The sequence below is a fragment of the Marinomonas vaga genome, from assembly GCF_055388305.1.
Genome location: NZ_AP043903.1, coordinates 2,992,623 through 3,017,068, shown reverse-complemented (window position 1 = coordinate 3,017,068; position 24,446 = coordinate 2,992,623). Strand labels below are relative to the sequence as shown.

At 46.1% G+C, this 24,446-nt stretch carries 22 protein-coding genes; 12 read left to right on the top strand and 10 right to left on the bottom strand.

Translation table 11 applies throughout. From position 1 onward, the window contains the following. Positions 1-8 precede the first annotated feature (8 nt). The gene (locus ACZ5DR_RS14115; protein WP_377367295.1) at positions 9-668 is read right to left on the bottom strand and encodes a response regulator; all 660 of its coding nucleotides are present in this window, start codon (positions 666-668) and stop codon (positions 9-11) included. Positions 669-674: 6 nt separating this feature from the next. Then, entirely contained in the window at positions 675-2,441 is a 1,767-nt protein-coding gene (dsbD, locus tag ACZ5DR_RS14110; RefSeq protein WP_377367293.1) for a protein-disulfide reductase DsbD, read from the bottom strand. A 132-nt stretch (positions 2,442-2,573) separates the two neighbouring features. Between dsbD and ACZ5DR_RS14105 the strand changes: the two genes are divergently transcribed. The 5 genes from ACZ5DR_RS14105 to ACZ5DR_RS14085 all read left to right on the top strand — a co-directional run bounded on the left by ACZ5DR_RS14105 (position 2,574) and on the right by ACZ5DR_RS14085 (position 6,484). Further along, complete coding sequence (locus tag ACZ5DR_RS14105; protein WP_377367291.1) at positions 2,574-3,119, top strand: TlpA disulfide reductase family protein; 546 nt, start codon at positions 2,574-2,576, stop codon at positions 3,117-3,119. Between the two features lies 1 nt (position 3,120). Next, positions 3,121-3,348, top strand: a complete 228-nt coding sequence (locus ACZ5DR_RS14100; protein WP_377367289.1) for a DUF4266 domain-containing protein — start codon at positions 3,121-3,123, stop codon at positions 3,346-3,348. After that, positions 3,335-4,615, top strand: a complete 1,281-nt coding sequence (locus ACZ5DR_RS14095; protein ID WP_377367287.1) for a DUF3570 domain-containing protein — start codon at positions 3,335-3,337, stop codon at positions 4,613-4,615. The genes ACZ5DR_RS14100 and ACZ5DR_RS14095 overlap by 14 nt, the downstream gene beginning before the upstream one ends. A gap of 23 nt (positions 4,616-4,638) precedes the next feature. Then, complete coding sequence (locus ACZ5DR_RS14090) at positions 4,639-5,622, top strand: FAD:protein FMN transferase (RefSeq protein WP_377367285.1); 984 nt, start codon at positions 4,639-4,641, stop codon at positions 5,620-5,622. Between the two features lie 67 nt (positions 5,623-5,689). Next, positions 5,690-6,484 (top strand): ATP-grasp domain-containing protein, encoded by a 795-nt coding sequence (locus ACZ5DR_RS14085; protein WP_377367284.1) that lies wholly within the window; start codon positions 5,690-5,692, stop codon positions 6,482-6,484. A gap of 264 nt (positions 6,485-6,748) precedes the next feature. Here the strand turns inward: ACZ5DR_RS14085 and cysB are convergent, their stop codons facing one another. Then, positions 6,749-7,723: an HTH-type transcriptional regulator CysB gene (cysB, locus tag ACZ5DR_RS14080; RefSeq protein WP_377367282.1), complete on the bottom strand. Its 975-nt coding sequence runs from the start codon at positions 7,721-7,723 to the stop codon at positions 6,749-6,751. 110 nt (positions 7,724-7,833) lie between these two features. On the opposite strand from cysB, the gene ACZ5DR_RS14075 reads away from it, so the two are divergent. Together ACZ5DR_RS14075 and ACZ5DR_RS14070 are read left to right on the top strand one after the other, a co-directional pair. Continuing rightward, complete coding sequence (locus tag ACZ5DR_RS14075) at positions 7,834-8,595, top strand: sulfite exporter TauE/SafE family protein (protein WP_377367280.1); 762 nt, start codon at positions 7,834-7,836, stop codon at positions 8,593-8,595. Between the two features lie 221 nt (positions 8,596-8,816). Further along, positions 8,817-9,893, top strand: a complete 1,077-nt coding sequence (locus tag ACZ5DR_RS14070; protein ID WP_377367278.1) for a 3-deoxy-7-phosphoheptulonate synthase — start codon at positions 8,817-8,819, stop codon at positions 9,891-9,893. Between the two features lie 75 nt (positions 9,894-9,968). Here the strand turns inward: ACZ5DR_RS14070 and nfuA are convergent, their stop codons facing one another. Further along, positions 9,969-10,550, bottom strand: coding sequence for a Fe-S biogenesis protein NfuA (gene nfuA / locus ACZ5DR_RS14065; RefSeq protein WP_377367276.1), 582 nt, complete (start codon positions 10,548-10,550; stop codon positions 9,969-9,971). A 234-nt stretch (positions 10,551-10,784) separates the two neighbouring features. Here nfuA and ACZ5DR_RS14060 point away from each other — a divergent pair, with 234 nt between their 5' ends. Both ACZ5DR_RS14060 and ACZ5DR_RS14055 read left to right on the top strand, forming a co-directional pair. Next, entirely contained in the window at positions 10,785-12,446 is a 1,662-nt protein-coding gene (locus tag ACZ5DR_RS14060) for a nitrite/sulfite reductase (RefSeq protein WP_464543925.1), read from the top strand. Beyond that, the gene (locus ACZ5DR_RS14055; RefSeq protein WP_377367272.1) at positions 12,430-12,909 is read left to right on the top strand and encodes a DUF934 domain-containing protein; all 480 of its coding nucleotides are present in this window, start codon (positions 12,430-12,432) and stop codon (positions 12,907-12,909) included. The genes ACZ5DR_RS14060 and ACZ5DR_RS14055 overlap by 17 nt, the downstream gene beginning before the upstream one ends. 64 nt (positions 12,910-12,973) lie before the next feature. On the opposite strand, the gene ACZ5DR_RS14050 is transcribed toward ACZ5DR_RS14055, so the two are convergent. Further along, the gene (locus tag ACZ5DR_RS14050; RefSeq protein WP_377367270.1) at positions 12,974-14,125 is read right to left on the bottom strand and encodes a M14 family metallopeptidase; all 1,152 of its coding nucleotides are present in this window, start codon (positions 14,123-14,125) and stop codon (positions 12,974-12,976) included. A gap of 142 nt (positions 14,126-14,267) precedes the next feature. On the opposite strand from ACZ5DR_RS14050, the gene ACZ5DR_RS14045 reads away from it, so the two are divergent. Continuing rightward, positions 14,268-14,678, top strand: a complete 411-nt coding sequence (locus ACZ5DR_RS14045; protein ID WP_377367268.1) for a hypothetical protein — start codon at positions 14,268-14,270, stop codon at positions 14,676-14,678. Positions 14,679-14,771: 93 nt separating this feature from the next. Next, positions 14,772-15,257, top strand: coding sequence for a putative 4-hydroxy-4-methyl-2-oxoglutarate aldolase (locus ACZ5DR_RS14040; protein ID WP_377367266.1), 486 nt, complete (start codon positions 14,772-14,774; stop codon positions 15,255-15,257). Between the two features lie 16 nt (positions 15,258-15,273). On the opposite strand, the gene ACZ5DR_RS14035 is transcribed toward ACZ5DR_RS14040, so the two are convergent. The 5 genes from ACZ5DR_RS14035 to ACZ5DR_RS14015 form a co-directional block, all read right to left on the bottom strand. Continuing rightward, positions 15,274-15,993 carry an SIMPL domain-containing protein gene (locus ACZ5DR_RS14035; RefSeq protein ID WP_377367264.1) on the bottom strand — a complete coding sequence of 240 codons (720 nt, stop codon included), beginning with the start codon at positions 15,991-15,993 and terminating at the stop codon, positions 15,274-15,276. 114 nt (positions 15,994-16,107) lie between these two features. Further along, positions 16,108-18,810, bottom strand: a complete 2,703-nt coding sequence (locus ACZ5DR_RS14030) for a hsp70 family protein (RefSeq protein WP_377367262.1) — start codon at positions 18,808-18,810, stop codon at positions 16,108-16,110. Next, on the bottom strand, positions 18,810-20,558 hold the full coding sequence (locus ACZ5DR_RS14025) for an Hsp70 family protein (protein WP_377367261.1): 1,749 nt from the start codon (positions 20,556-20,558) through the stop codon (positions 18,810-18,812). The genes ACZ5DR_RS14030 and ACZ5DR_RS14025 overlap by 1 nt, the downstream gene beginning before the upstream one ends. Continuing rightward, positions 20,559-21,155 carry a DUF2760 domain-containing protein gene (locus ACZ5DR_RS14020; protein WP_377367259.1) on the bottom strand — a complete coding sequence of 199 codons (597 nt, stop codon included), beginning with the start codon at positions 21,153-21,155 and terminating at the stop codon, positions 20,559-20,561. It abuts the gene before it with no gap. Between the two features lie 5 nt (positions 21,156-21,160). Further along, positions 21,161-23,071, bottom strand: a complete 1,911-nt coding sequence (locus ACZ5DR_RS14015) for an ATP-binding cassette domain-containing protein (protein WP_377367257.1) — start codon at positions 23,069-23,071, stop codon at positions 21,161-21,163. A gap of 275 nt (positions 23,072-23,346) precedes the next feature. Between ACZ5DR_RS14015 and ACZ5DR_RS14010 the strand changes: the two genes are divergently transcribed. Continuing rightward, complete coding sequence (locus ACZ5DR_RS14010; protein WP_377367255.1) at positions 23,347-24,441, top strand: efflux RND transporter periplasmic adaptor subunit; 1,095 nt, start codon at positions 23,347-23,349, stop codon at positions 24,439-24,441. Positions 24,442-24,446 lie beyond the last annotated feature (5 nt).

Below are 24,446 nucleotides of genomic sequence, written 5' to 3'. Positions count from 1 at the left end.
TATTCTCCTTAGGGCTTTTCAATCACATAGCCCACTCCACGAATGGTTCTAATCAAACCTGAATAGAATTTTTTACGCAGGTGATGGATATGAACTTCTAAAGCATTACTCTCAACTTCTTCACCCCACCCATATAATGATTGAACAATAGCATCCCGGGTAAAAACGTGACCTGGACGGGAGATAAGTTCCTGCAACAAGACAAATTCTCGACGGGTAAGAGACACATCTTGTCCTTGATAAACAGCACGCATACTGTCTGGGTGAACCTCTATCTCACCATGGGAAATGGTAGTTACAGCACGACCTTTTGAGCGTCTTACAATGGCGCGTATACGTGCTTTGATTTCGACAATATCGAATGGCTTAACCACATAATCATCAGCCCCAGCATCTAACCCGCTCACTCTATCTTCGATGGCATCTCGAGCCGTTAATACAAGAATGGGAATATCAATGGCCTTATCACGAACTTTATTCAACACCGACATACCATCCATTCGTGGTAATCCAAGATCCAAAATCACAAGATCAAAAGACTCCTGCTCAATGGCTTGAAGTGCTTGTACTCCATCCGTAAGCCAATCCACCACAAAACCTTCTCGATGTAAGGCAATACACATCCCGTCCCCTAAAGACTGGTCATCTTCCACTAATAAAATTCTCAACTTATATCACCTCACCTGAGCCAACTTCTCGAGCATATCACTTTCTGTGAGCTCACCTTGGCTGATCTGGGAAATCGAACCATCCCTATTAAAGAACACCAATGCTGGAGGGCCAAAAATACCTAACTCTTTCATATAAGCTTGCTGGGCGTCTGTATTATCGGTCATATCCAATTGTAGAAAAGCGAATTGATCTGCAAGCTTAAACATACTTGGCTGATCAAACACTTCCTTCTCCATAGTAGAACATGCCGTACACCAATCTGCATAAAAATCTAACACCGCAGGCATGCCCTGCTGTGCTGCCTGATCGAGCTGTTGGTGGATAGTTTCCATTCTATCGTAGCGGCTAAATAATGGCTGGTGAACCTGAGTTTGGGCTGAGCCGAATTTTACTTGATAGGCTAAAGGTTCTATTAGGTTGGGTGCTCCAGCCAAAACAGAGCTACCAATGCTAATACTGTACAATAAGATCAAGCTTGAAAACGCTAACTGCATCCGGCTCCAACCGGTTTTCAACGTGCTTGGCAATACATAACAGCCATACCCGAACAACAACAAAGTCCAAAGAGAAACACTGATCACTAACGGCAAGAATCGACTCACCAAGGAGATCGCCACACCTAACAAAACAACGCCAAAAAACGCTTTGACCTGTTGCATCCACATACCAGCTTTCGGTACAAATCGACCGCCACCAAGCCCCATGAGCAACAATGGCACGCCCATCCCTATACTCAGCACAAATAACACTGCACCACCCAGCCACGCATCACCTGTGGTGCTGATATACAGCAATGCTCCGGCAAGAGGTGCTGACACACAAGGAGAGACGACTAATGCGGACACAGCCCCCATCGCCGCCACGCCAAACAGCTGTCCACCTTTCATACTGGCGCCAACAGAGTCCATCTTATTACGTAAGCGATCGGGCAGTTGTAATTCGTAAAAGCCAAACATAGAGAATGCTAAAGCCACGAATACGATACCAAAGAAGGTCAAAATCCAGGGGGTTTGCATGGCCGCTTGAAGGTTTAACTGTGCGCCAAACAGCCCCACCAGAACGCCCGCAACGCTATAGGTAATTGACATACCTAGGACGTAACTCAGGGCCAGAATAAATCCTTTGCGGGTCGATAACTCTCCTAACTGCCCTGCAATAATCCCTCCCAAGATTGGCACCATTGGCAGTACACAGGGTGTCAAGGATAGGCCAAGACCTAATGCAAAAAAGGTCAATAGCATGATCCAAATGTTTTCGTTGATCAGGCTAGCCATTAACCCCTGTTCCTCTGATACCAATTCTTTTGGTTTAATTATTTGAGCGCGCTCACCCATAATATCTGACTGGGCCGTGGCGCTTGTTATGGACAAAGATACCGTTTGGTTTTGCGGCGGATAACAGAGACCCTCTTCAGAGCAGCCCTGATACTCCACCCTGTATTGTTCAACGCCCTCTTTAGGCGCTGCATCATTCACTTTGACCGACAAGGTATCGTGAAATACTTCTACCAAACCAAAATTCGGATCATCTTTTGATTCGGACATGGTTAACCAGGTCATACCTACAGGCTGACCATTTTTGGTGACTTTAATACGATCTTTATAAAGGTAGTAATGGGGAGCGATCTGCCAACTCAGCTCACCATCAGAAGTGCTAGACAAGACAAATGCTTCATCAGGTTTTAAGAATTCCCCTGCATGTACAAGAGTACTGATTAACATAACGATGACTAAAGCAGTCACCCTAAGACGAGAAATAAAAATAGCCATCGCTGCTCCAACCGCAGGAAATGTGATGGCCTTACACTACCCATACAAGCTTAAGCAAAACTTACGTAATGCTTAATGTTGACTTAAGTTTCCCCTTTTATCTTGGGCGATAACCAATAATGAGGATTCATCATGGGATATCGCCTTTTAAAACAAAAACACTTTTCAATTGTCCAGCCAGTCATGATTGCTGGATTAATCCTTGGCTCCATGACAGCTCATGCAGAGATCTCCGATAAGGACACTGCCCCAGTTGCTCCAATGGGGGACTTTGCAATGCCCACCTATCAAGGCACTTCAATCAGTCTGAATGATTACTTAGGTAAGGTTGTTCTAGTGGATTTCTGGGCCTCCTGGTGCAGTCCATGTCGTACTTCCTTCCCTTGGATGAACCATATGTCAGCGAAATACCGTGACCAAGGTTTTGAGATAGCCGCAATTAACCTTGACCAACAGAAACCCCAAGCAGTGACATTTTTAAAAGAATTACCTCCGGAGTTCACCGTCCTTTTTAATGCAAGTGGAGAAATGCCTGAGGCTTTCGAGGTTATCGGCATGCCGACAAGTTTTCTCATTGACCGAGATGGCAAAGTACGCGCTACGCACATCGGCTTTCACTCTGACAAAACTAAAGAGTACGAAAAAGAGATCCAACAGCTTTTACAGGAGGCTCAGTAAAATGCGTCACTTACTTGCACGTTGTGCCCTGATATTGGGAACCATGGGAGTGTTAGCAGGTTGTTCTGACCTTGGAGTCAAACCATGGGAAAGAGATGTGTTAGCACAAGATGAGATGAATTTAATTAACGATCCAATCGAAAGTAGCTTAAACGACCATATTTATTTCAGTAAAGAAGCTAGCTCAGGCGGACAAGGTTTTGCAGGAGGTGGCTGTGGCTGCAACTAAACAATCCCCAAAAGATATCGCTGCTCTGCTGGCAACGGCAAGCTGTGCTTTGACTGGCGGATTTTCTTCCGTCGCCCAAGCGGGAGAAAACTGGGATGTTGATTCTGCGTTAATGGTCTACAGCGAAAGCGATTCCCGTGTCACGGCGGTAGAACCGGTGTTAGAACTGAAACGCAAGTTTGACAGTGAAACCGCTCTAACCCTGCGTGCTGTTGGCGATACTCTAACCGGCGCCTCTCCAAATGGTGCAACGCCCAGCAGCGAAGCTCAGACCTTTAGTCGTCCATCTGGCAATGGCACCTATGAGACCGCCCCAAACAGCGATCCCCTTGACGATACTTTCCGAGATACACGCGGCTCCTTCTCTATTAATTACAATGCCCCCCTTGGCCGTGATTGGGCTTACAGTGTCGGTTCGTATCTGTCGGCGGAACACGATTATCAATCCCTTGGTGCCAATGGTACCCTCTCCCGCTACTTAAATAATAAGAACACTACTCTGACTTTGGGGTTAAGTGCTGCGAGTGACACCATTTCTCCTGAAGGTGGCGTTCCAGTGGGTTTAAGTACCGTTACAACGGCAAAAGATACAGGGGATGACAGTAAAACACTTACAGACGTCATGTTTGGAGTAACTCAAGTCATTAACCGCAACACATTAATGCAGTTTAATTACGGATTGAGCCAAAGTGATGGCTACCATACAGATCCCTATAAATTCTTATCCGTCATTGATGATAATGCAGGAGCAAACTACGGCGGCAATTACAAAATAAGTGGTGATAATCAGTATGTATATGAAAAACGCCCGGATTCACGTCTCAAACAGACGTTATACTGGCAGACTAAATATCAACTGAGCAATAACGACATTATTGATTTGAGTTATCGCTATATGTGGGATGATTGGGGGGTAACCTCGCATACCCTAGAGGGCAAATACCGCTTTAGATTTGATAATCAATATTTAGAGCCTCAGGTTCGACTTTATCAACAATCTGCTGCGGACTTTTATCAGCGTTACTTAACCAGCTCTAACTATCAGTCTCAAGATTACGCCAGCGCAGACTACCGACTTGGCGATATGACTGCCTATACTTTAGGATTAAAATACGGTTATACCTTTGAGGATGAGAGTGAAGCGTACGGTAAGATAGCACTGTATCATCAGGAAAGCTCTGGTGATGAAGGCTTCGGCAAACTCAAACAACAAGACTTATACCCAAGTATGGATGCTGTCATGGTGACGGTTGGTTATCGTTTCTAAAAAACACCTAGCGGAGGAAGCTCATGATACAACACACCCTTAAAGTGAGCTCCTCTGCTAACCCATCGAGGCATCCTGCACCCACCATCGAATTCAGTGAATTTACGAAGGTCTCCTTCCAATGTATGGCCAGTCCGTGTGAAATCCTGCTAGATATTAATGAAGCGGATGAATCAGAGATAACGGAACTGTGTCTCTCGGCAGTTTTAGAAGCTTGGCGTATTGAATACAAATATAGTCGCTACCAAGACACAAATACTTGGCATGAGTTACACAATCATCCTGATACACCCCAGATCATTGATTCTGAGACCCAATCTCTGATGGCATTTGCCTATCAAGCCTGGCAGCTCTCAGACGGTCGTTTTGATATCACTTCTGGGTTACTGCGCAATGTATGGTCTTTTAAACACAAGAGTCTACCGAGCCAAACTAAGATTGATTCGCTTCTAGCACACATTGGCTTTGATAAATTGATCTGGCATCCAGAGGATCCAAGCTTTCTGACTGTACCATCGGGTATGGAGTTAGATTTTGGAGGGATCGGCAAAGAGTATGCGGTAGACAGAGTCTTACATTTAATCGACCAACAGCTTAAACAACGAAATCTAACTTATCGAGTTTTGGTTAATTTTGGTGGTGATCTAGCCTGCCGCCAAAATCTAAAACATCCGATCCCATGGCAAATCGGTATAGAAAGTCTTACCCAAGAGAATCGTTCCGATATTTCTATTTTGTTAAGTCAGGGAGCCATTGCAACGTCAGGTGATACCAAACGATATATCACCATTCATGACAAGCGATATGGACATATTCTAAACCCCAAAACTGGTTGGCCTATCCAATCGCCCTATCGCAGCATCAGTGTCGCAGCAGACTCCTGTGTGCAGGCAGGTATGCTCGCCACATTCACCCTATTGCAAGGGCATGATGCTAAAACATTCATTTCCCAGACAGGCCTTGACTACTGGTTAAGAACCGAACAAAAAACCTACACAAATCGATAAAATAATGCTTTGCGTAGCAAACAAATGGTCTTATTATCGCGCCACTTTTTAACGATTGAGGGACACCATGAAAATCGTTTCTTTTGACGCTTTACGCACCTTGCATTTACCAAATGTTCATTACATCAAACCGGAAAACATGTACGCCCATTTGGATGATATTCGCGCCGCAGATTGGGTATTGTTTCCTGAATACTGGCAACTTAATGCACTGGTTCATGGTCTCAAAAAACGTATTTTCCCAAGCCTCGCGTCTTACATGATTGGTCACGATAAGGTTGAGATGACCCGTACCTTTATGACTGTCGCGCCAGCCAATCATCCTTACACGGAAATCACTGCAAACACCCCTTATGAATCAGAGCGCATATGGGACATGATGCCGACGCCCTTTGTTGCAAAGATCCCTCGCAGCAGCATGGGCAATGGCGTCTTTCTAATTGATAATCCTGTTCAATGGCGTGAGTATTTGGAAACGTCCAATATGATTTATGCTCAAGAATACCTGCCTATTGACCGAGACTTACGGATTGTCTGGGTAGGTAATAAGGTAGTTGGTGGCTATTGGCGGTTACAGGCTGAAAAAGGCTTCTACAACAACATCAGCCAAGGTGGACAAGTAGAAGTCGCTTTGATCCCGAAAGAAGCATTGGATTTGGTGGAATTTGTCGCCTCTTCCTTAGGCATTGATCATGGTGGATTTGATGTGGCCATGGTAGGTTCAATGCCCTACCTTATCGAGTTCAACCGTATCTTCGGTAACCAAGGGGTTAAAGACCTGCAAAAAAGCGTCGACATTGGCATCATGGATTACCTTGAAAGCCAAACACTGATTGAGACCCCCATTGATTTACTAGGATAAAAACTAAAAAGGAGTGCTGATAGGCACTCCTTTTTTATGTTACTTGTTGATAAGGCACTCAGTACTCTACCCACGCATCCCAACCTAAGGTTAACTCTTCTGCTTCTTCGGTTTTCTGGATACGTGCTGCAATTTTCTTAAGCAATGCGCTCATTTGGGCTCTCCTCTATAGAATGAAGCCATAATAGCGCCAGTATGTGACAGTCTGAATTTACTTATCCCTAAGGATCTTATGCAAAAATGCTATTAGATCTTTATAACTAATTAAAATCTCGGTAATTCTATCCCTTCAAACAAGGCGTCGACCTCTTGTCGAGATGGCGCAAGCATAGCGGCTTCAACCAACTCTCGTGTCAAATGGGGGGCAAACGACTGGATAAAGGAATACATATAACCACGGATAAAGGTATTGTTACGAATACCTATCTTAGTGGTACTGTCAGCAAATAAATGCGAGGCATCCAGTGCCACCAGATCACTGTCAGCGGCAGCATCATAAGCCATGGTTGCCACAATACCCACACCAAGTCCCAAGCGAACATAGGTCTTGATCACATCAGAATCCGCTGCAGTAAAGACAACGTTTGGTTCTAACTCGGCCTTTTGAAAAGCCTCATCTAACTGTGAACGCCCAGTAAACCCAAATACGTAAGTCACAATGGGGTGCTCAGCTAATGCTTCCAAAGTGAGCTTATCAAGCTTTGCCAAAGGATGATCTTTAGGTACCACAACAGAACGATTCCAAGTGTAACAAGGCAACATCACCAGATTACCAAACATCTCCAAAGCCTCCGTGGCAATGGCGAAGTCTACCGCCCCATCGTTGGCCATCTCGGCGATCTGCATAGGTGTCCCTTGATGCATGTGCAAGGTGACATCTGGATAACCATCGATAAAATCATGTATCACATTAGGTAAGGCATAACGGGCTTGGGTGTGAGTCGTAGCAATATCTAGGGAACCTTTTCGTTCATCGCTAAATTCTTTCGCCACTTTTTTAATGTTCTGAGTTTGATTAAGGATCTCACCAGCCAAAGCAATGATCTTTTCACCAGCTGGGGTAATATGAGTTAAATGCTTTCCGCTGCGTGCGAATACCTCGATACCCAATTCATCTTCCAACAGACGAATTTGCTTACTGACACCCGGCTGAGAGGTATAAAGGCTCTGAGCCGTAGCAGATACATTTAAGTCGTGTCGGGCAACTTCCCAGATATATCTCAACTGCTGTAGCTTCATGGACCATTATCCTTATTCTAAAAAGAGTTAAAAACATAAAAAAATATTACTTTATAGAATAGTAAAAAAGCTCTAAGGTTGCCACTACTAATCTAATAAAGATGATTCATATGGACTTTTTTTGGTATGTACTAGCTGGTCTTGGCGTTGGCCTTGCCGTTGGTATTACGGGTGTCGGCGGCGGCTCCTTAATGACCCCCTTACTTTTAATCTTTGGTTTCCCACCGCATATAGCAATCGGGACGGATTTACTCTACGCAGGTATCGCCAAAAGTACTGGCGTTTACATGCACGCACGCCGCGGCAATGTGAACTGGCGCATAATGGGCGCCATGGCTGCAGGAAGCCTACCGGCATCATTATTAACCGTATTGGCGCTCTCCAATTTCGAACACCCAGAACACTACCAGCATATCCTCACTTCAACCCTCGGGCTCATGCTGATCTCGACCGCATTGGTCATCGTATTTAGAAAACGTCTTCATAGTTTGTTTCAAACCAATCTATCCCAAACTAAAAGCACCCGATATATCTTTATCTGCGGCATTGTGCTGGGTGTGTTTGTCACCCTCACCTCCGTCGGTGCAGGAGCGCTTGGTACTGCTATGATGATGTTACTATTCCCTGCTATGGCTGCCCGAAATGTGGTCGGCACTGACTTGGCTCATGCGGTACCTTTAACACTTGTAGCGGGTTTAGGTCACGTTTTACTAGGGAACGTTGATTACTACCTACTGGCAGGATTATTAATTGGCTCCATCCCCGCTATTTACGTGGGCACTAAGATTGCTTCCTTTGTACCAAACAAGGTTTTACAGCCCATATTGGCGACGGCTTTGGCCAGCTTTGGCGTTAAGTATCTATTCTTTTAAGGCAAGTATGGCTTCTATAAGAAACCTGATCAACTCGTCAGGAATAGCACCCAAATATAAAAAGCACCCTATCAGGGTGCTTTTTTCGTTCTATAAGCCAATTTTTTAAGAACTTTCTTATCTTTCCTACTTCATTCTTATAAGAAAACCATGTAATGTCACTCAACCATGAAAAACAAAGCAAATTAATTGTTCAAAAAGTTATATTAGGAATATAAAAAATGAGTGATTCGCGTTTGGAGGATCTTAATATCGCCTCCTTGACACCGCTAGTAACCCCACAAGCACTTAAACAAGAGCTACCTGTAAGCAACGCTGTACGTGAGCAAATCGCCCAATCCCGTGATGTCATCAAAAACATCATGGACGGAAAAGATCACCGTATTGCTATTGTTATTGGCCCTTGTTCTATTCATGACACGGAAGCGGCACTGGATTATGCCCGTCGCCTAAAAGCCCTGTCAGAAAAAGTCAGCGACTCACTCTATATTGTTATGCGTACCTACTTTGAAAAACCGCGTACGACCGTAGGCTGGAAAGGTTTGATTAATGACCCTCACCTAGACGGAACCTTTGATATTGATAAAGGTATGCGTATTGCTCGTAAGTTGCTGATTGATCTTTCTGAACTGGGTCTGCCACTGGCTACTGAAGCTCTGGATCCAATTTCACCTCAGTTCTACCAAGATCTGATCAGCTGGTCTGCTATCGGTGCACGTACCACGGAGTCACAAACTCACCGTGAAATGGCATCCGGTTTGTCTGGCCCAGTGGGCTTCAAAAATGGTACTGATGGCTCCATGACGGTTGCAGTGAATGCAATGCAGTCTGTGTCTCATCCGCACTCATTCCTAGGCATTGACGAATCAGGCCTAGTTGCAATCGTTAATACCAAGGGGAACGAATACGGTCACCTAGTTCTTCGTGGTGGCAATGGTCTACCAAACTACAGTGCTGAACACATTGCTCAAAGTGAAGCTGAGTTAACGAAAGCAGGCTTGAAGCACAACATCATGGTGGATTGTTCGCATGAGAACTCAGCGAAGAAACCTGAGCGCCAACCTGAAGTCGCATTAGATGCCACTCGTCAGATCATTGAGGGTAATAATTCCATCATGGGCTTGATGATTGAAAGTAACATTGGCTGGGGCAATCAAAAAGTGCCAGCAAACAAGTGCGATCTACAATACGGCGTTTCTATCACTGATGCTTGTATTGACTGGGAAACCACAGAGAAAACGCTGCTTGAAATGGCTGAGACACTTCGGGATGTTTTACCAAAACGCCCTCGTGCTTAAACCTTATAGAACGCAGTTCAATTAAAAAAGGAGCCTTATGGCTCCTTTTTTTATGTGATCAGCATCATTTTAGGATTACATGAAAGCGTTATCTGTCACAGTGTGGTCAGTTTCGTCTTTCACTGCGGTTAAGCCGGGAACTTTTTCAATCAGGGTTTTCTCAACACCCTCTTTCAAAGTCAGATCGACTGCACTGCAACCCTGACAGCCTCCACCGAATTGCAACACTGCCACTTGGCCGTCGATCACTTCAACCAGTTTTACTTCACCGCCATGGGCCGCTAAGCCTGGGTTAATGTCTGAATACAAAACGTAGTTAATTTGATCTTCGATTGGGCTGTCTGCACTGACTTTTGGCATCTTAGCGTTTGGTGCTTTGATGGTTAGCTGGCCACCCATTTTCTCAGTCGCATAATCAACGAATGCTTCGTCTAGAAACGCCACTGAGTTTTTCTCGATATAAACACGAAGTTTTGGCAGATCTAAGATTTCATCTGTCTCATTCACTTCTTCTGGACGACAATACGCTAAACAAGTCTCCGCATACGGCGTACCCGGTTGCTGAATAAACATACGTACGGACATTCCATCAATACCCTGTTTGTCCAGTAGACCTGATAAGTACTCTTGCGCACTGTCAGTAATTGTAATGTTCATACTCACCCTTATTGAAACGTGTGAACTTAAAGAATGTGCTAATGTTACCCCAGTCCTCCCACAAAACGAAAGACCAAGTAAAAAAGTAAAGTATTTTTTCGCATTTGCTGGGGCAGACTAGAATCCTTAGGCCTAAAATTTTTAAAGATATAGATAAATATTCATTTTAGGAATAACGGATTTTTGATAGATTTACCCTACCTAAGAATTTATACAACAACGGTTCAGTCTTTTATGTATCAATACGACGCAATTGACCAGCAGCTAGTGGAAGAGCGTGTTGCACAGTTTCGTGATCAAACTCGCCGCTACCTGAATAACGAGCTAAAGGAAGAAGAATTTCTGCCTTTACGCTTACAAAATGGCCTGTATGTGCAGCGCTACGCGCCTATGCTGCGTATCGCCATCCCTTACGGCATGGTGTCTAGCGAGCAGTTACGCTTACTTGCTGACATTACTCGTCGCTACGATCGCGGTTACGGCCACTTTAGTACGCGCCAAAACCTACAATTGAACTGGCCGAAGCTTGAGGATGTGCCAGACATCCTAGCTGAGCTTGCTACGGTGCAAATGCACGCAGTTCAAACCAGTGGTAACTGTATTCGTAATACCACCACTGACCAATATTCAGGTGTTATTGCTGATGAGGTGGCAGACCCTCGTCCGTACTGTGAGTTGATTCGCCAGTGGTCAACTTTCCACCCAGAATTCGCTTTCTTGCCACGTAAGTTCAAGATCGCTGTGTGTGCAACGGACTCCGCTGACCGTGCCGCAACCCAAGTACATGATATCGGTCTTCATTTGAAGAAGAACGATGCAGGAGAGATTGGTTTTAAAGTCATCGTGGGTGGTGGTCTTGGCCGTACGCCTATGATCGGTGAAACCATCAGTGAATTCATTCCTCGCGCCGACTTACTGACCTACCTAGATGCCATTATTCGTGTCTACAACCAGCATGGTCGTCGTGATAACAAATACAAAGCCCGTATCAAGATTCTTGTTAAAGCTTTAGGTATTGAAGAATTCCGCTCACGTGTTGATGCTGAATGGGCTCACCTACGTGGCACAGAAAGCACTGTACCAATGAGTGAATTCGATCGCTTACAAGGCTTCTTTACTGAGCCAGCGTACGAATCTTTAGAAGACCAACCTGCTGAACTCACGGCAAAACTTGCTGAAAGCAGTGGCTTTGCCCGCTGGTACGAGCGCAATACGTTTGAGCATAAAAAGCCAGGCTACCGCATCGTGACACTGTCTCTTAAAAAGCCAGGTATTGCTCCAGGTGATGCAACAGCGGATCAGATGGAAAAAGCAGCCAACCTTGCAGATCAATACAGCTTTGGTGAATTGCGTGTCAGCCACGAACAAAACCTTGTGCTTGCTGACGTACCGCAGAACCAATTGATTGAGCTTTGGGAAGCAGCCAAAGAAAACGGCTTTGCGACACCTACTCTAGGTCTTTTGACTGACATGATTTGTTGTCCTGGCGGCGATTACTGTGGTCTTGCAAACGCTAAGTCCATTCCAATCGCAGAGCAGATCCAACAAACGTTTGATAACTTAGACTACCTATACGACATCGGCGAAGTTGATCTAAACATCTCTGGTTGTATGAATGCCTGTGGCCACCACCATGTGGGCAACATCGGTATCCTAGGGGTTGATAAGAAAGGCGAAGAGTTCTACCAAGTATCCCTTGGCGGCGCATCTGGCCATGACGCATCCATCGGTAAGATTTTGGGGCCTTCATTTGCCCAAGAGCAAATCGGTGATGTGATTCAAAAAGTCATCAATGTTTACGTTGGGGAACGCACCGAAGAAGAACGCTTCATCGATACATTCCGTCGTATTGGCATCAAACCATTTAAAGAGGCCGCGTATGCAAAAGCTAATTAAGAATGGCGAGATCGTCGACAACACTTATGTTTGGCAACAAGACCCTGAGGCAACGGCAACAGAAAACGCTATTGTTCCAATGCAAAAATGGCTCGATAACCAAGAGTCTATTGGCAAAGTGGCTGGGATTTGGATTGATGCCGGTGAAGGTGTTGAGCCTTTAGCAGATGTGGATCTTAGCCAGTTCCCTGTGATTGGCATAAACTTCCCTACTTTTATGGATGGCCGTGGTTTCAGCTATGCTCGTCTATTGCGTGAACGTCTGAATTACCAAGGTGAGATCCGCGCCTTGGGTAAATTTATGGCGGACCAGCAGGGTTACTTGATTCGCTGTGGTTTTGACAGCTTCGAGTTTGCAGAAGACGTGAATCTAGACATCGCACTGACACTGAACAAACCTTTCAGTGTTGCCTACCAAGGTGATGTGGCAGATCCTCGCCCGATCTTCCTACGCCGCGGATAAGCGCGTCATATCGATCTAAAAAAGCCGAGCAACTGCTCGGCTTTTTTGTTTCAAAGCTTTGAGCTTAGTCGCCTTTCATGTGTTCACTATTGACCACATGGTAAATGGGATATAAAACGTCGGCACCGAGAATTTTGGAGCGTTCAGGGGACCAACCCACTATTTCGTCCGGTAGATTCTCGTTATCTTTAAAAGGCATTTCCAAGGTTAAAGACAAGCAACGATAAGTATTGCCAACCCACTTGGAGGCAACCGTTAGGTTTGCTTCGCCGTAACGGGCAGGTTCATAACCGATTTCTGTTTGGAAGTCTGGGCTAACGGCCTCGAACATATCTTTAAAGATGTCTTCCATAGCGGCCATACGGTCATCATAGTTAGGCACACCATAACACCCGTCTACGAAGTTAACCGGCAAGGCTTCGTCCCCATGTATATCCAAAAACATGTCTACGCCTGTCTCCGCCATTTTCTTCTGTACGGCCAACACTTCTGGACTCATGGCCTCGCTCGAGCGCTTCCATTCTCGATTCAGGTTCACACCTTTACTGTTCACACGTAAGTTACCGTTCACTGCACCGTCTGGATTCATGTTTGGTACTACGTAAAAGCGGCACTGTTGCATGAGCGCACGGGCCACCGGATGGGACTCATCGAACAAACGCTCCAATAAGCCTTCCATAAACCATTCCGCCATGGTTTCACCTGGATGCTGACGGGCGATGATCCAAATGTTTTTCGCAAGACCTTGGGTCTTACTCACCTCTAGCATGGTGATATCACGCCCTTCTGCCGTCGTACTCAGATGATGTGTAATACAATCTTCGAAGTTAGAGGCCCATGACAACATATCAAGATGGCGTTCATAGCTATAGGGAGCAAAGTACGCATAATAGACACTGTCACGCTCTGGGGTATGGGTCACTACAAGCTGACCATCAACATATTCTGTTGGCACACGGAACCAGTGCTCACGGTCGTAAGACGCCACAGCTTGGTAATCTTCCCAGCCATCTGGATAAGCTGCCCCCGCAGCATTTTCAAAGCGAATCACGCACTGCTCACCCATGCCGCCTTGTAAGCGAAAATAAAACCACTGGTAGAAATCAGAGTTTGTATCTTTGGGTATCTTTACTCTAATATTGTCCGGCTCGTTGGCCTCGATAACGTCTATGTTACCGCCATCAAAGTAACTACTGATTGTGAGTCGGCTGGTCATTCACTCTTCCTTAACGCTAGGCTGTTAACTAATTATTATGTCAAGTTTACCCATATTCATTAGCGCTGTCGCTAACTCTACGGACGAACCTCATTTTCCACTGTTAATTACGTGGTCGACACATGATGGACAGATCAAGGAAGTGCTTATTACACCTGATGATGAGTGGCTTCATGAACACAGCATCGAACCTAATCTACAAAATCTAGACGAACAGCAACTGTATGAATTTGGTTATGAAGCCCAAGACATTCTTGCGGAGTGGGCAACAGAACTCGATACGGACACCCTGTATGCCATAGATGCTGACGTCGTCAATCTGCTGATTGAAAACCTTTACGACACCAAGGGTCTAGACCCTGCTTTTGAAGTGCTACCGATTGAGCAATGGTTCGCAGAACGAGATGTAAATCTCCATGAGGCACGCAGGGCAAATGGGGATGAGACGCCACTGAATCTGCTAAGCCCAGACGAACAAATTCTTAATGCCTTACAAGTGGCGGCTCAGCACGATTTGTTAGATCTTTCCAATTTAGAGCTAGCCGAAGAGTAACTCAATGCATAATGAATATCACTCCAAGTCTATGGCAGCTTAAGCAGTCCTTGCATACAGTAATATTTCATTCATCTTTTCAAGGACACCGTGGTGAAAGATATATTGCCAGACTTGTTTGATCTTTATCCTAGTTACGTCAATATTGCGGACCCCATTTTTCAGGACTTTGGCGGACGTACGGAATTCCATGGTGAAGTGGTCACCGTGTACTGCTTTGAGGATAACAGCCGGGTCAAGGAGCTAGTACAAACCCCAGGGCATGGCAAAGTCATGGTAGTAGACGGTGGCGGCAGTAAGCGCCGGGCCTTGTTGGGGGATATGCTGGCCGAAAAAGCCGTACAAAATGGTTGGGAAGGTCTCGTCATTCATGGTGCTGTTCGAGACGTGGCAACCCAATCGCAACTTGACCTTGGCATCAAAGCCTTGTGTGCCCAGCCCCGCCCAACCGAGAGAAAAGGCCTAGGGGAAGTAGGCAAGACCCTAAACTTTGCAGGCATTACTATTGCAGATGGGGATCACATTTACTGTGATCTAAACGGAGTATTGGTCGCTAAACAACCCCTTGCCTTACCTTAGCAAGGGGCTGTATTTCCTAGTCCACTAGGTAATAGGTCACCGTAGAAACCACGCGAACGTTTTTAATATGCGGATTGTTTTGATCCCGGTCAGATATTGAAAACTGTCCTTGTGAGGCTTGCTTTATCTTCCCCAGACGACTGTCAGAGTCCAAAGCAAACTTCTCCCCCACTTCCCGAGCATTTTCAGTCGCTTGCTCGATCATTGCGGGCTTAATGAGATTTAAATCCGTATATAAGTACTCTGTACGTGTTTGGTACATATCACCTGATAACACCACCCCTTGTTTACCTAAGTCAGACAGTTTGGCTTGGGCGTCACGTACCATCTCAATATTATGGGTATAAACGGTCACTTGTTGATTGGCGTTGTAACGGAACTCTGCGCGCCCCGATCCTCCGTACTGTTGGGCTATTTTATCGACAATGGCCGGAGGACTAATGGTTATCTCCTCCTGTTTAATCCCGTTATCCTCAAGAAAGGCTTTTACTTTATCGGTATTAGCCTCTACTTCCTCATACAACTGCTCGAGCTGGTTTGAGGCCACCACAAACTGAATGGGCCAGATGGCAACATTGGCCATCACTTCACGCTCTGCCAATCCTTTTACTGTTACATTGCGCTCATAGGCTTTTAACTGATTGGCTGTAGTATTGACGATCCAACCCGCCCCCAAAAGACCGACAACTAGGCTAGCTCCTAGAATACATGCCGCGACATTCACTTTCTGCACCATATGCCCTCCTTGACTCAGTTACTTAGTGCTTTCCAGCTTAGATAAAAAAAGGGAAGCGTGCTGCTTCCCCTTTAACATTCACTCATGGTGAACAAGTTCTGCTCACTAGCAGACTTACCTTAAAGATAGACCAATAGGCAATGTCTCGCCAACAAGGCGGGACATTTCTTCATCGCTGTACTCAGCGCTTGTATCAAGTCTTGTGACCCAAAGCACAGGACATTTATCTTTCTTAAGTTTTACTTGGACCTTATTGCGCAGTGCCAACAACTCTTTGGAATCATTGTCACTGGATGGTTGCACCATTAAAACGGAAGCAAGGCCAGCAAGTTTGCGTTTTTTCCAATCTTCCTTCAGGGCAGATTCAACCAGTTTAAGGGCATCTTTTTGAGGGACTTTATGCTGGTCGTCGCCCACTAATAGTTGTCGTGACGCAACACGTCCCACGGTCCACCAAGCCGTATCCGGCTCGGAAGATTTTTTGAGTCGCCTCATAAGCCAATCAATGGACTCAAGCTTTTGTTCCATAGGTAATCGCTCAAGGGCACCCACCATACGAATCATGTCATCACTAGACTTGGTAGTTAACGCTTTTTGCTTTTCTCTAGAGCGCTGTCCGGCTGGGGAATAGTATTGGGCAAACTGCTTATACAAATTAGATTGCATGGCCTCAGTCAAACCACCAGCGATACGTCGATAAAGGGTCCAATGCTGCCCCCAAACAGGCGCCACATCAAATTTCGGCCCTTGCTTAGTCGCATTCAAGGTTTGCTCAACTCTGGCCTCATCCCCCAATGCCCCGTAGCCAGGACGCAAACAATACCCCACCAATTGTAACCACTGACGCTCGTGCTGAGCCGATTTACCACGTCCGGATTTAACTGCTAATAGTTTGTCCGCAAGACGTCGATTGGTTGCCAGATTCCACTCATCTCGATCCCCTAAGATACGATCTAAATCTTGCTTTAAAGACTTCACTAACTCAGGGTCGGCTTTTTGTCCTGGGGCAGAAAAGCATTTCACTAAATGCTCTTCTGCTTGCCCCATATTTGGATGTAAGTGGTCATCTTGTTTTTCAGTAGAGTCATTCGCATCATTCTGACTGGAGACGCCGAACTGCAGAGTCCATTGATCACTCTGTCCCTGAGCTTTAAGGGACACTTGAAGCACCCCCACCTCAGTCATGGTTGCCGAAAGGGTCACATCCACTTCAGCTAATCCATTTACCCCATCCAGCTCGGTGACTAGGTTTGAGACGAAATGCAGCCCGTCATTAGCGCTTATGATCTGACCTGAAGCAACCTCCATATGATCATCAGAACGATAAAGAGGAAATTGAACCTGCTCACCCATTTTAAGTTTAAACACTTGAGAGAGTGAAACGGCCTCTTCCTTAAGGTGACCTTTAGGTAACAAACCTATAAAACTGCCATCGGCAAGTTGTAATAACAGGTTGTGGGGCACACCACTTTCAATACGCTCCGCTTCACCCGCTAAGGATTTCAAGTACCAAGCAGCTCCTTTTGCCACGGCATCATTTGGCTCTGAGGCATCGCAAACGACCAAAGGACTTTCTGACCATTGATTGAGTTGCTCAAGGACCCGTTGCTTTAGTTTCGGGCTGTTAAACAAACCGCCATTAAACAATACGGCATCAGGCATGCAAGTGCCGTTGGCTTGTTCAATGTCAGTCTTATGTCGAGCGATAAACGAAGCCAGATGACGTGAAAAAGCGGCATCATGTTCATAGGGTAAACCGAGGGTGTGTACGGCATAGGTACTCTTCTGCAATGTATCCTCTAGGGATACAAAGGGCAAAAAGCCTGATTCCACTTGTTCTAGCAACATGTCCCGAGACACGGTAAATTTTTGCGACCCGCCGATCAATCGACTACCGCCCCCTAAGACTGTTAGGGTCGTTGAATCAGGAGCGTCGTCGCTTAACAATGTTTCTTTGGCTTTACGGGTTTGCTGTACCAATGCCGCCAAGCGAGAAGCCGACAAGCTGGAAATCTGCCTTGGATCTAACTGATAAGCCAATGCCTGATCAAGGTTATCGCCGCCCAACAAAAGATGATCACCCACTGCCACTCGCTTTAGGGCCGTTTTATCTTGGTCAGTATGCTGTATTCGAACCAAGCTAAAGTCTGTCGTGCCGCCACCAATATCCACCACCAACAACATATTGGCCTGTTCTAATGATTTCAGGTTGTCTGGATTACGAATAAAGTGATAACAGGCAGCTTGGGGCTCTTCTAACAAATATAGCTTCTCAAGCCCAGCCATCTTGGCTGCCTCTAGGGTTAAGGCGCGGGCCTCTTCATCAAATGACGCAGGTAGAGTCAACGCAACGTCTTGAGAGGCTAAAGGGGCATCAGGATGAGCATGATCCCAAGCTTGTTTGATGTGGGTTAACAAATACGCGCTGGCTTGTAAGGGGCTAATTTTACGGGCACCCTCTTCGCTACCCCAAGGTAAAATAGCTTGCTTACGGTCCACTTGTCGGTGGCTTAACCAGCTCTTAGCACTTTGAACAAGTTGACCAGAACGGCGCTGGCCTAGTTCCAAGGCACCATGCCCTACGATCACATCCATCGCTTGATTGCGCCAAGGCAAAACAGGCTCAATCTTGCCAAGCTCATCTTTAGCTAATAGGTACACCGCACTGGGTAACTGTGTTCCATTGCGCACTGTGCCATCAGGCATGAACTGGGGGATACTAAAGAGTTGAGGCTCTGACTCCCCCTTTGACAAAAAGGACACCACACAATTAGTGGTGCCTAAATCAATACCGACTCGATAATGTGATCCCGCCATTAAGCATCCCTAACTTGGAATTCGATGGTCCAAGCTAAATCAGAGTTCACATCATGGGCTTGAAGCATCAACAAACCAAGCTCCGTTACCCGAGAGGATAAAATCACTCGAACCATATCACCTTCTTGGTAATGGCCCGCATCTAAGGCGATGGATAAAGGGTTTAATTCATCCAATGCAGGAACAGAAAACGATGGGATCACCTTACCGATAGGATCCATCTCAGCACCCTTTGATTGGAAGAATCTAAAGGTTACCGTTTCGCCCACCACCAAAGAAAACTCATTAGGCAACATCTGCTCTTCTGAGCCTTCCTCTAAACCAAAAGGCGCCACACATAGGGCATCTACTGGAGGAGCCATACCAGGAATCGCAGGCATAGGGCTGGCAACACCAATGTAATAATTGGCTGCTAACCCACTTTTAACCTTCACGCCTCCTTCAAGCTGCACTTTCTCATAGAATGCAGCACCTTTGGCTACCGCATAATCAAGATGGGAAGGCGCAAGCATGGTTAACTCAGTATGCTGGCCGAGCATCTCATGTAGACGCTGCTCGAGTAATGCTCGGATTGGGACAGCATTGAAGACACCACCGTTGAGCAATACCTTGTTTGGCACCACTTCTACTGTCGCGAGAAATTCTGAAATATGGCGTGTAATGGCTGGGTCTGCTTCGTAATCCAAATTAATCGCGGCAAAACCAGAACGCTGGCCCTGTTGAGCACGTTCACCTAAAGTCACTGAAGGGAAAAAACCTGCCAATAACTGCTGTTGCACGTCATCCTGTGTCAAAGTCGCTTTGATACTGTTATTAAACAGACTACGCCCACGACTAGGTACCACCACAGTGGCCTCTGTAAGTTCGATATTACCAAGCAGGCGTTCTTTTGCTTCACGACAGGCTTGAGTCAGCCCCGTAATTTGCCAAGGTTCTAACTGAGTCCCCTGCTGTGCCAACTGGCCAGCTAAGTGGTAAGTCAGAGTCATGTCCATGTTATCGCCACCAAGCAAAATATGGCGACCAACCGCCACACGCTCTAGGCCTAAACTTCCCTCTTGATCAACTGCTTGGATAAGCGATAAGTCAGTGGTGCCACCGCCAACGTCCACCACAAGGATGTGATCGTTTACGTTAAGACTGTCTGTCCAATCACCTTGATCCGCTAACCAAGCATAAAATGCGGCTAAAGGCTCCTCGATCAGGCGTGCACGCAAACCTACCTTTTGTGCAGCACTTTCAGTAATAGCTCGAGCAGCAGGATCAAAGGAAGCTGGAACAGTGATAACCACTTGCTGGTCAGACATAGGGGCGTTAGGAAACTGATGGTTCCAAGCATTCACTATGTGCTCTAAATACCATTCGGTCACTTGCGCCGGAGACACCTTCTCCACTTCTTCTAACCCATCGACTGGCAGGACTTGCTCATCCGCATTGACCCGGGTGTGGCAAAGCCAGCTTTTCGCACTCTGGGCCATACGGCCTTGGGATTTAGCGCCCAGCTCTCTAGCCAATGCACCGACAATCACATCGACCTTGCCCCAAGGCAATTGGCGGTCACTTTCCAGGAATTCTGTTGCATGTGGGAAGTAAGCAAAGGACGGCAAAAGTGCCAAAGACTCAACTCGACCCGGCGCCGTTAGCTGTGGAATCTGGAGTTGCTTAAGGACTGTATCTTGACCTTTTTCAGCATAAAAAATCGCAGAATGTGTGGTACCCAAATCAATACCAATAAAAAACTCCGACACCTAGACCTCCACTTCTGCTGGAGCAAGAATGGCTAAGCCTTCCGTGCTGGTCACTTTGGGTAAATTCGTTTGCGTCACTTTCCAACCTGGGTGGATCAAGGTGCCTGTGTAGGGGCCTGATCCTGTCACACGGCCTTCCAGCTTGATGGACTTAGGATCATAGTCCGCTGCCACTTCTACACGGCTGTTTTCTGGTGAGCTGTGTACTGGCGCAATGGTAAAGTATTGAGATACCACCTTGGCACAACCGCTATGGATCTGACGGGCTGCGGCACCGACTTCTGCATCGCCGTAACCATCAATGTTTTCTTGTACAAAATCAATCAAGCGTGCGTCTTGTTGTAGCAGTTGTAATAACTGCAAGGCCCCATCTTCATTCACTGAGTCCAGTTTTGGCGCCTGCACTTCCACTTCTTTAATGACTTCTACGGTCTTAGTTATCACTTCTGGCTTGGCTTCAAAAGCAAGCTTTTCACCGCTTGCCACCGCTTGACAACGGGCAGCGTAATCACCGTTGCCCATGTATTTAAATAATTGGCCAAAAGCGCCAAAAAAACGTGGCAAGAAACCAATCGAGTTAAGTTGTTTGTCAGACATAGATATTATCCGTTTTGCATTTCTTCGAGCTCTACCCAACGCTCCATAGCGTCTTCTAGGGCTTGTTCTTTGGTAGCGATGTCGGCCAAAGTTTTTTGTACCACATCCTGATCACCCGTATAAAAATCTGGCGCTGCAGCCTTTTCATTTAAGGCTTCTAAATCCGCCTCAAAGTTTGCTAATACATCGGGCATTCCATCAAATTCACGCTGCAGTTTGTAACTTAGTTTGGCCTTTGGCTTTGCTGGGGGAGCTTTGGTTTCCTCCACTGGCGCAGCTTTCTTCTCCACCTTGACGGGCTTTTCTACCTCTAGGGTCGACTCAGTTGGGAATTGACCACCTTGGCGAATCCAATCTTCGTAGCCACCCACGTATTCACGTACGACACCATCACCTTCAAAGGCAATGGAACTCGTTACTACGTTGTCTAAGAAGGCACGGTCGTGGCTGACGAGTAGCAAGGTACCGTCGTAGTTCATAAGTAGCTCTTCCAACAACTCTAGCGTTTCTACATCCAAGTCATTGGTGGGCTCATCAAGAACCAATAAGTTCGCGGACTTGGTAAACAACTTAGCCAAAAGGACACGGTTACGCTCCCCTCCTGACAAGGCTTTCACCGGTGTGCGAGCACGTTCTGGGGGAAATAGGAAATCCTGCAAGTAGCCAATTATGTGGCGGCTTTGGCCATTGATTTCAATGGTTTCCTTACCCTCAGCCACGTTATTAGCCACGGTTTCTTCAGGATTTAACTGATCACGAAGCTGATCGAAGTAGGCAATTTCAAGCTTTGTGCCTTGACGGACAGAACCTTCATTAGGGGTTAATTGCCCGAGAAGTATTTTTAAGAACGTACTTTTACCACAGCCATTTGGGCCAATCAGTCCAATGCGGTCCCCACGGCTAACCATGAGATCCATAGGACGTAAAATGAGCTTATCACCAAAGGCATGGGCCACTTGGTTAAATTCCGCCACCAATTTGCCTGACTTTTCTTTCGTCTCTAGAGTCATTTTGGCAGTGCCTTGGCGGTTAATACGCTCTTTGCGCTCTTCACGAAGGGCTTTCAATGCGCGAACACGACCTTCATTACGAGTCCGACGCGCCTTGATGCCTTGTCGAATCCAGACTTCTTCTTCTGCTAACCGTTTATCAAACAAAGCATTGGCACGGGCTTCTTCTTCTAACAGTTTTTCTTTGTACTCCAAGAAGCCATGAATCGTGCCGCTGTAAGACAAGATATTACCGCGGTCCAATTCAACGATACGATTAGCAAGGTTCTCTAGGAAGCGACGATCGTGGGTGATAAACAAGATTAAGCCACGGAACTGCTTAAGCTGGCTTTCCATCCATTCGATGGTAGGCACGTCCAAATGGTTAGTCGGTTCGTCCAAAAGCAATACATCAGGGTTTGATAGTAGTGCTTGGGCAAGGATCACCCGACGGCGCCAGCCACCGGATAATTCTGACATCAGCTTGTCAGCAGGTAGAGCTAATCGTTGAATCATGTGATTCACTCGTTGCTCTAGATCCCAACCTCCACGCTTATCTAATTCGTTTTGAATGGATGCCATTTCGTCTGCGTTGGCGTCAGAGAAATCTTCCAATAAGGCGTTATAACGCAGCATCATGTCATGAATATCGCCAGCACCTTCGCTGACTACTTCACGAACTGTTTTGTTATTGGCTTCAGGAAGCTCCTGTGGCAATTGTGCCACCCTCATGCCTCCTTCAACTCGCACCACACCTTCGTCCGGGATAATCTCGCCGGCTACAATTTTTAAGAAGGTAGATTTGCCAGCACCGTTGCGTCCGATGATGGCAACTCGCTCTCCCGCATCCGCGGAAAAGCTAACTTTTGAGAGTAACGGATTGTGGCCGAAAGCCACACTTACCTGATCGAGTGTTAATAGACTCATAATATTCCGTAAAAACAGGGTCAATTTCGTGGCGCCATGTTACCACTCTTGCCCTTGTTGTTTTAATAAAAGCCATGGATTTAAAAAATAAATCCGTCAGTCAGGGCATTTTTTGTGCGAGATACACTCTTATATTGACCTATATTGATACATAACCCGCTTTAATATTCAGAAGGTTATGACTACCGCATACATTAATGTATAAAGTGACATAACATAAAAAGTATAACGTTCATCTTTACGTCATAGTTTGAATTTTCGCCATGGAGAACACAATGAGGCTGAAAAACAAAGTTGGCCCTATTACGGCAATAGCCATCACAGGTATCACTGTTATTTGGATGTATGCTGGAGGGAATGGCATAACCACTGCGCAAGCGGATGTGGCATCCCCCCCTTCCAATTCAGGGATGGAAAACTCTGAAGCACCAAAGATTACATCCGTACAGGCACAAACACTGACCGCAGAATTCATCACTAACACTCTTAATCTTAGTGGTCAGACGGCTTTTAATACCTCTTTAACTCTCATCAATCAGCTGCAAGGACAAGTGACTAAGGTAAACGCCAGCAAAGGTGATTACGTTAAAAAAGGTGACATCATTTTAGAAATCGATCACCGAACTTTGGATGCTCAGATTCTTCAAGCACGGGCTGTTATCAAACAACGTACTTTAGAATTGGATGGCGTCAAGCGTCTAAGTGGCCAGCAACTCACTTCCCAAGTCAGCGTCGCCGAAGCTGAAGCGGCCCTATCTACCGCCAAAGCGAACCTAGCAGCGATAGAAGTTGATCTTGAGCACGCTCAAATAAGAGCCCCGTTTTCTGGTATTTTAAACAACTTTTCTATCAAAACAGGCCAGCAGGTAAGTGTAGGAGACGATTTAGGCACCCTACTCGATGTCTCCCCATTGGTTGTTGAGGTCAACGTACCGCAAATTTATTTGGGACAGGTACCCGTCGGCACCTTTGCACGGGTCACACTCGACAACGGTGAAACAGTAGAAAGTGTGGTGCGCTACAGTAGCGCTCAAGCTGACGCCGCAACCCGCACCTTGCCTGTTGAACTTGAAGTCCAAAACGAAGATTACAGTATTCCTGCTGGTATTAGTGCTCACATTAGTTTCGAGCTTAGCGAAACCAAAGCCCACTCCCTTTCCCCCGCATTACTATCGGTCGATGATCAAGGGGACATGTCCGTTAAAACCCTTAACGTCGACAATCAAGTAGTGGAAAACAAGGTCACTATTATACGTTCTGACCGCGATAAGGTTTGGGTAACAGGCTTGCCTAATAACGTTAATGTGATCACTGTGGGACAAGGTTTTGTGTCCGTTGGTGACACCGTGGAAGCCCATTATCAGCGTTAAGGAGA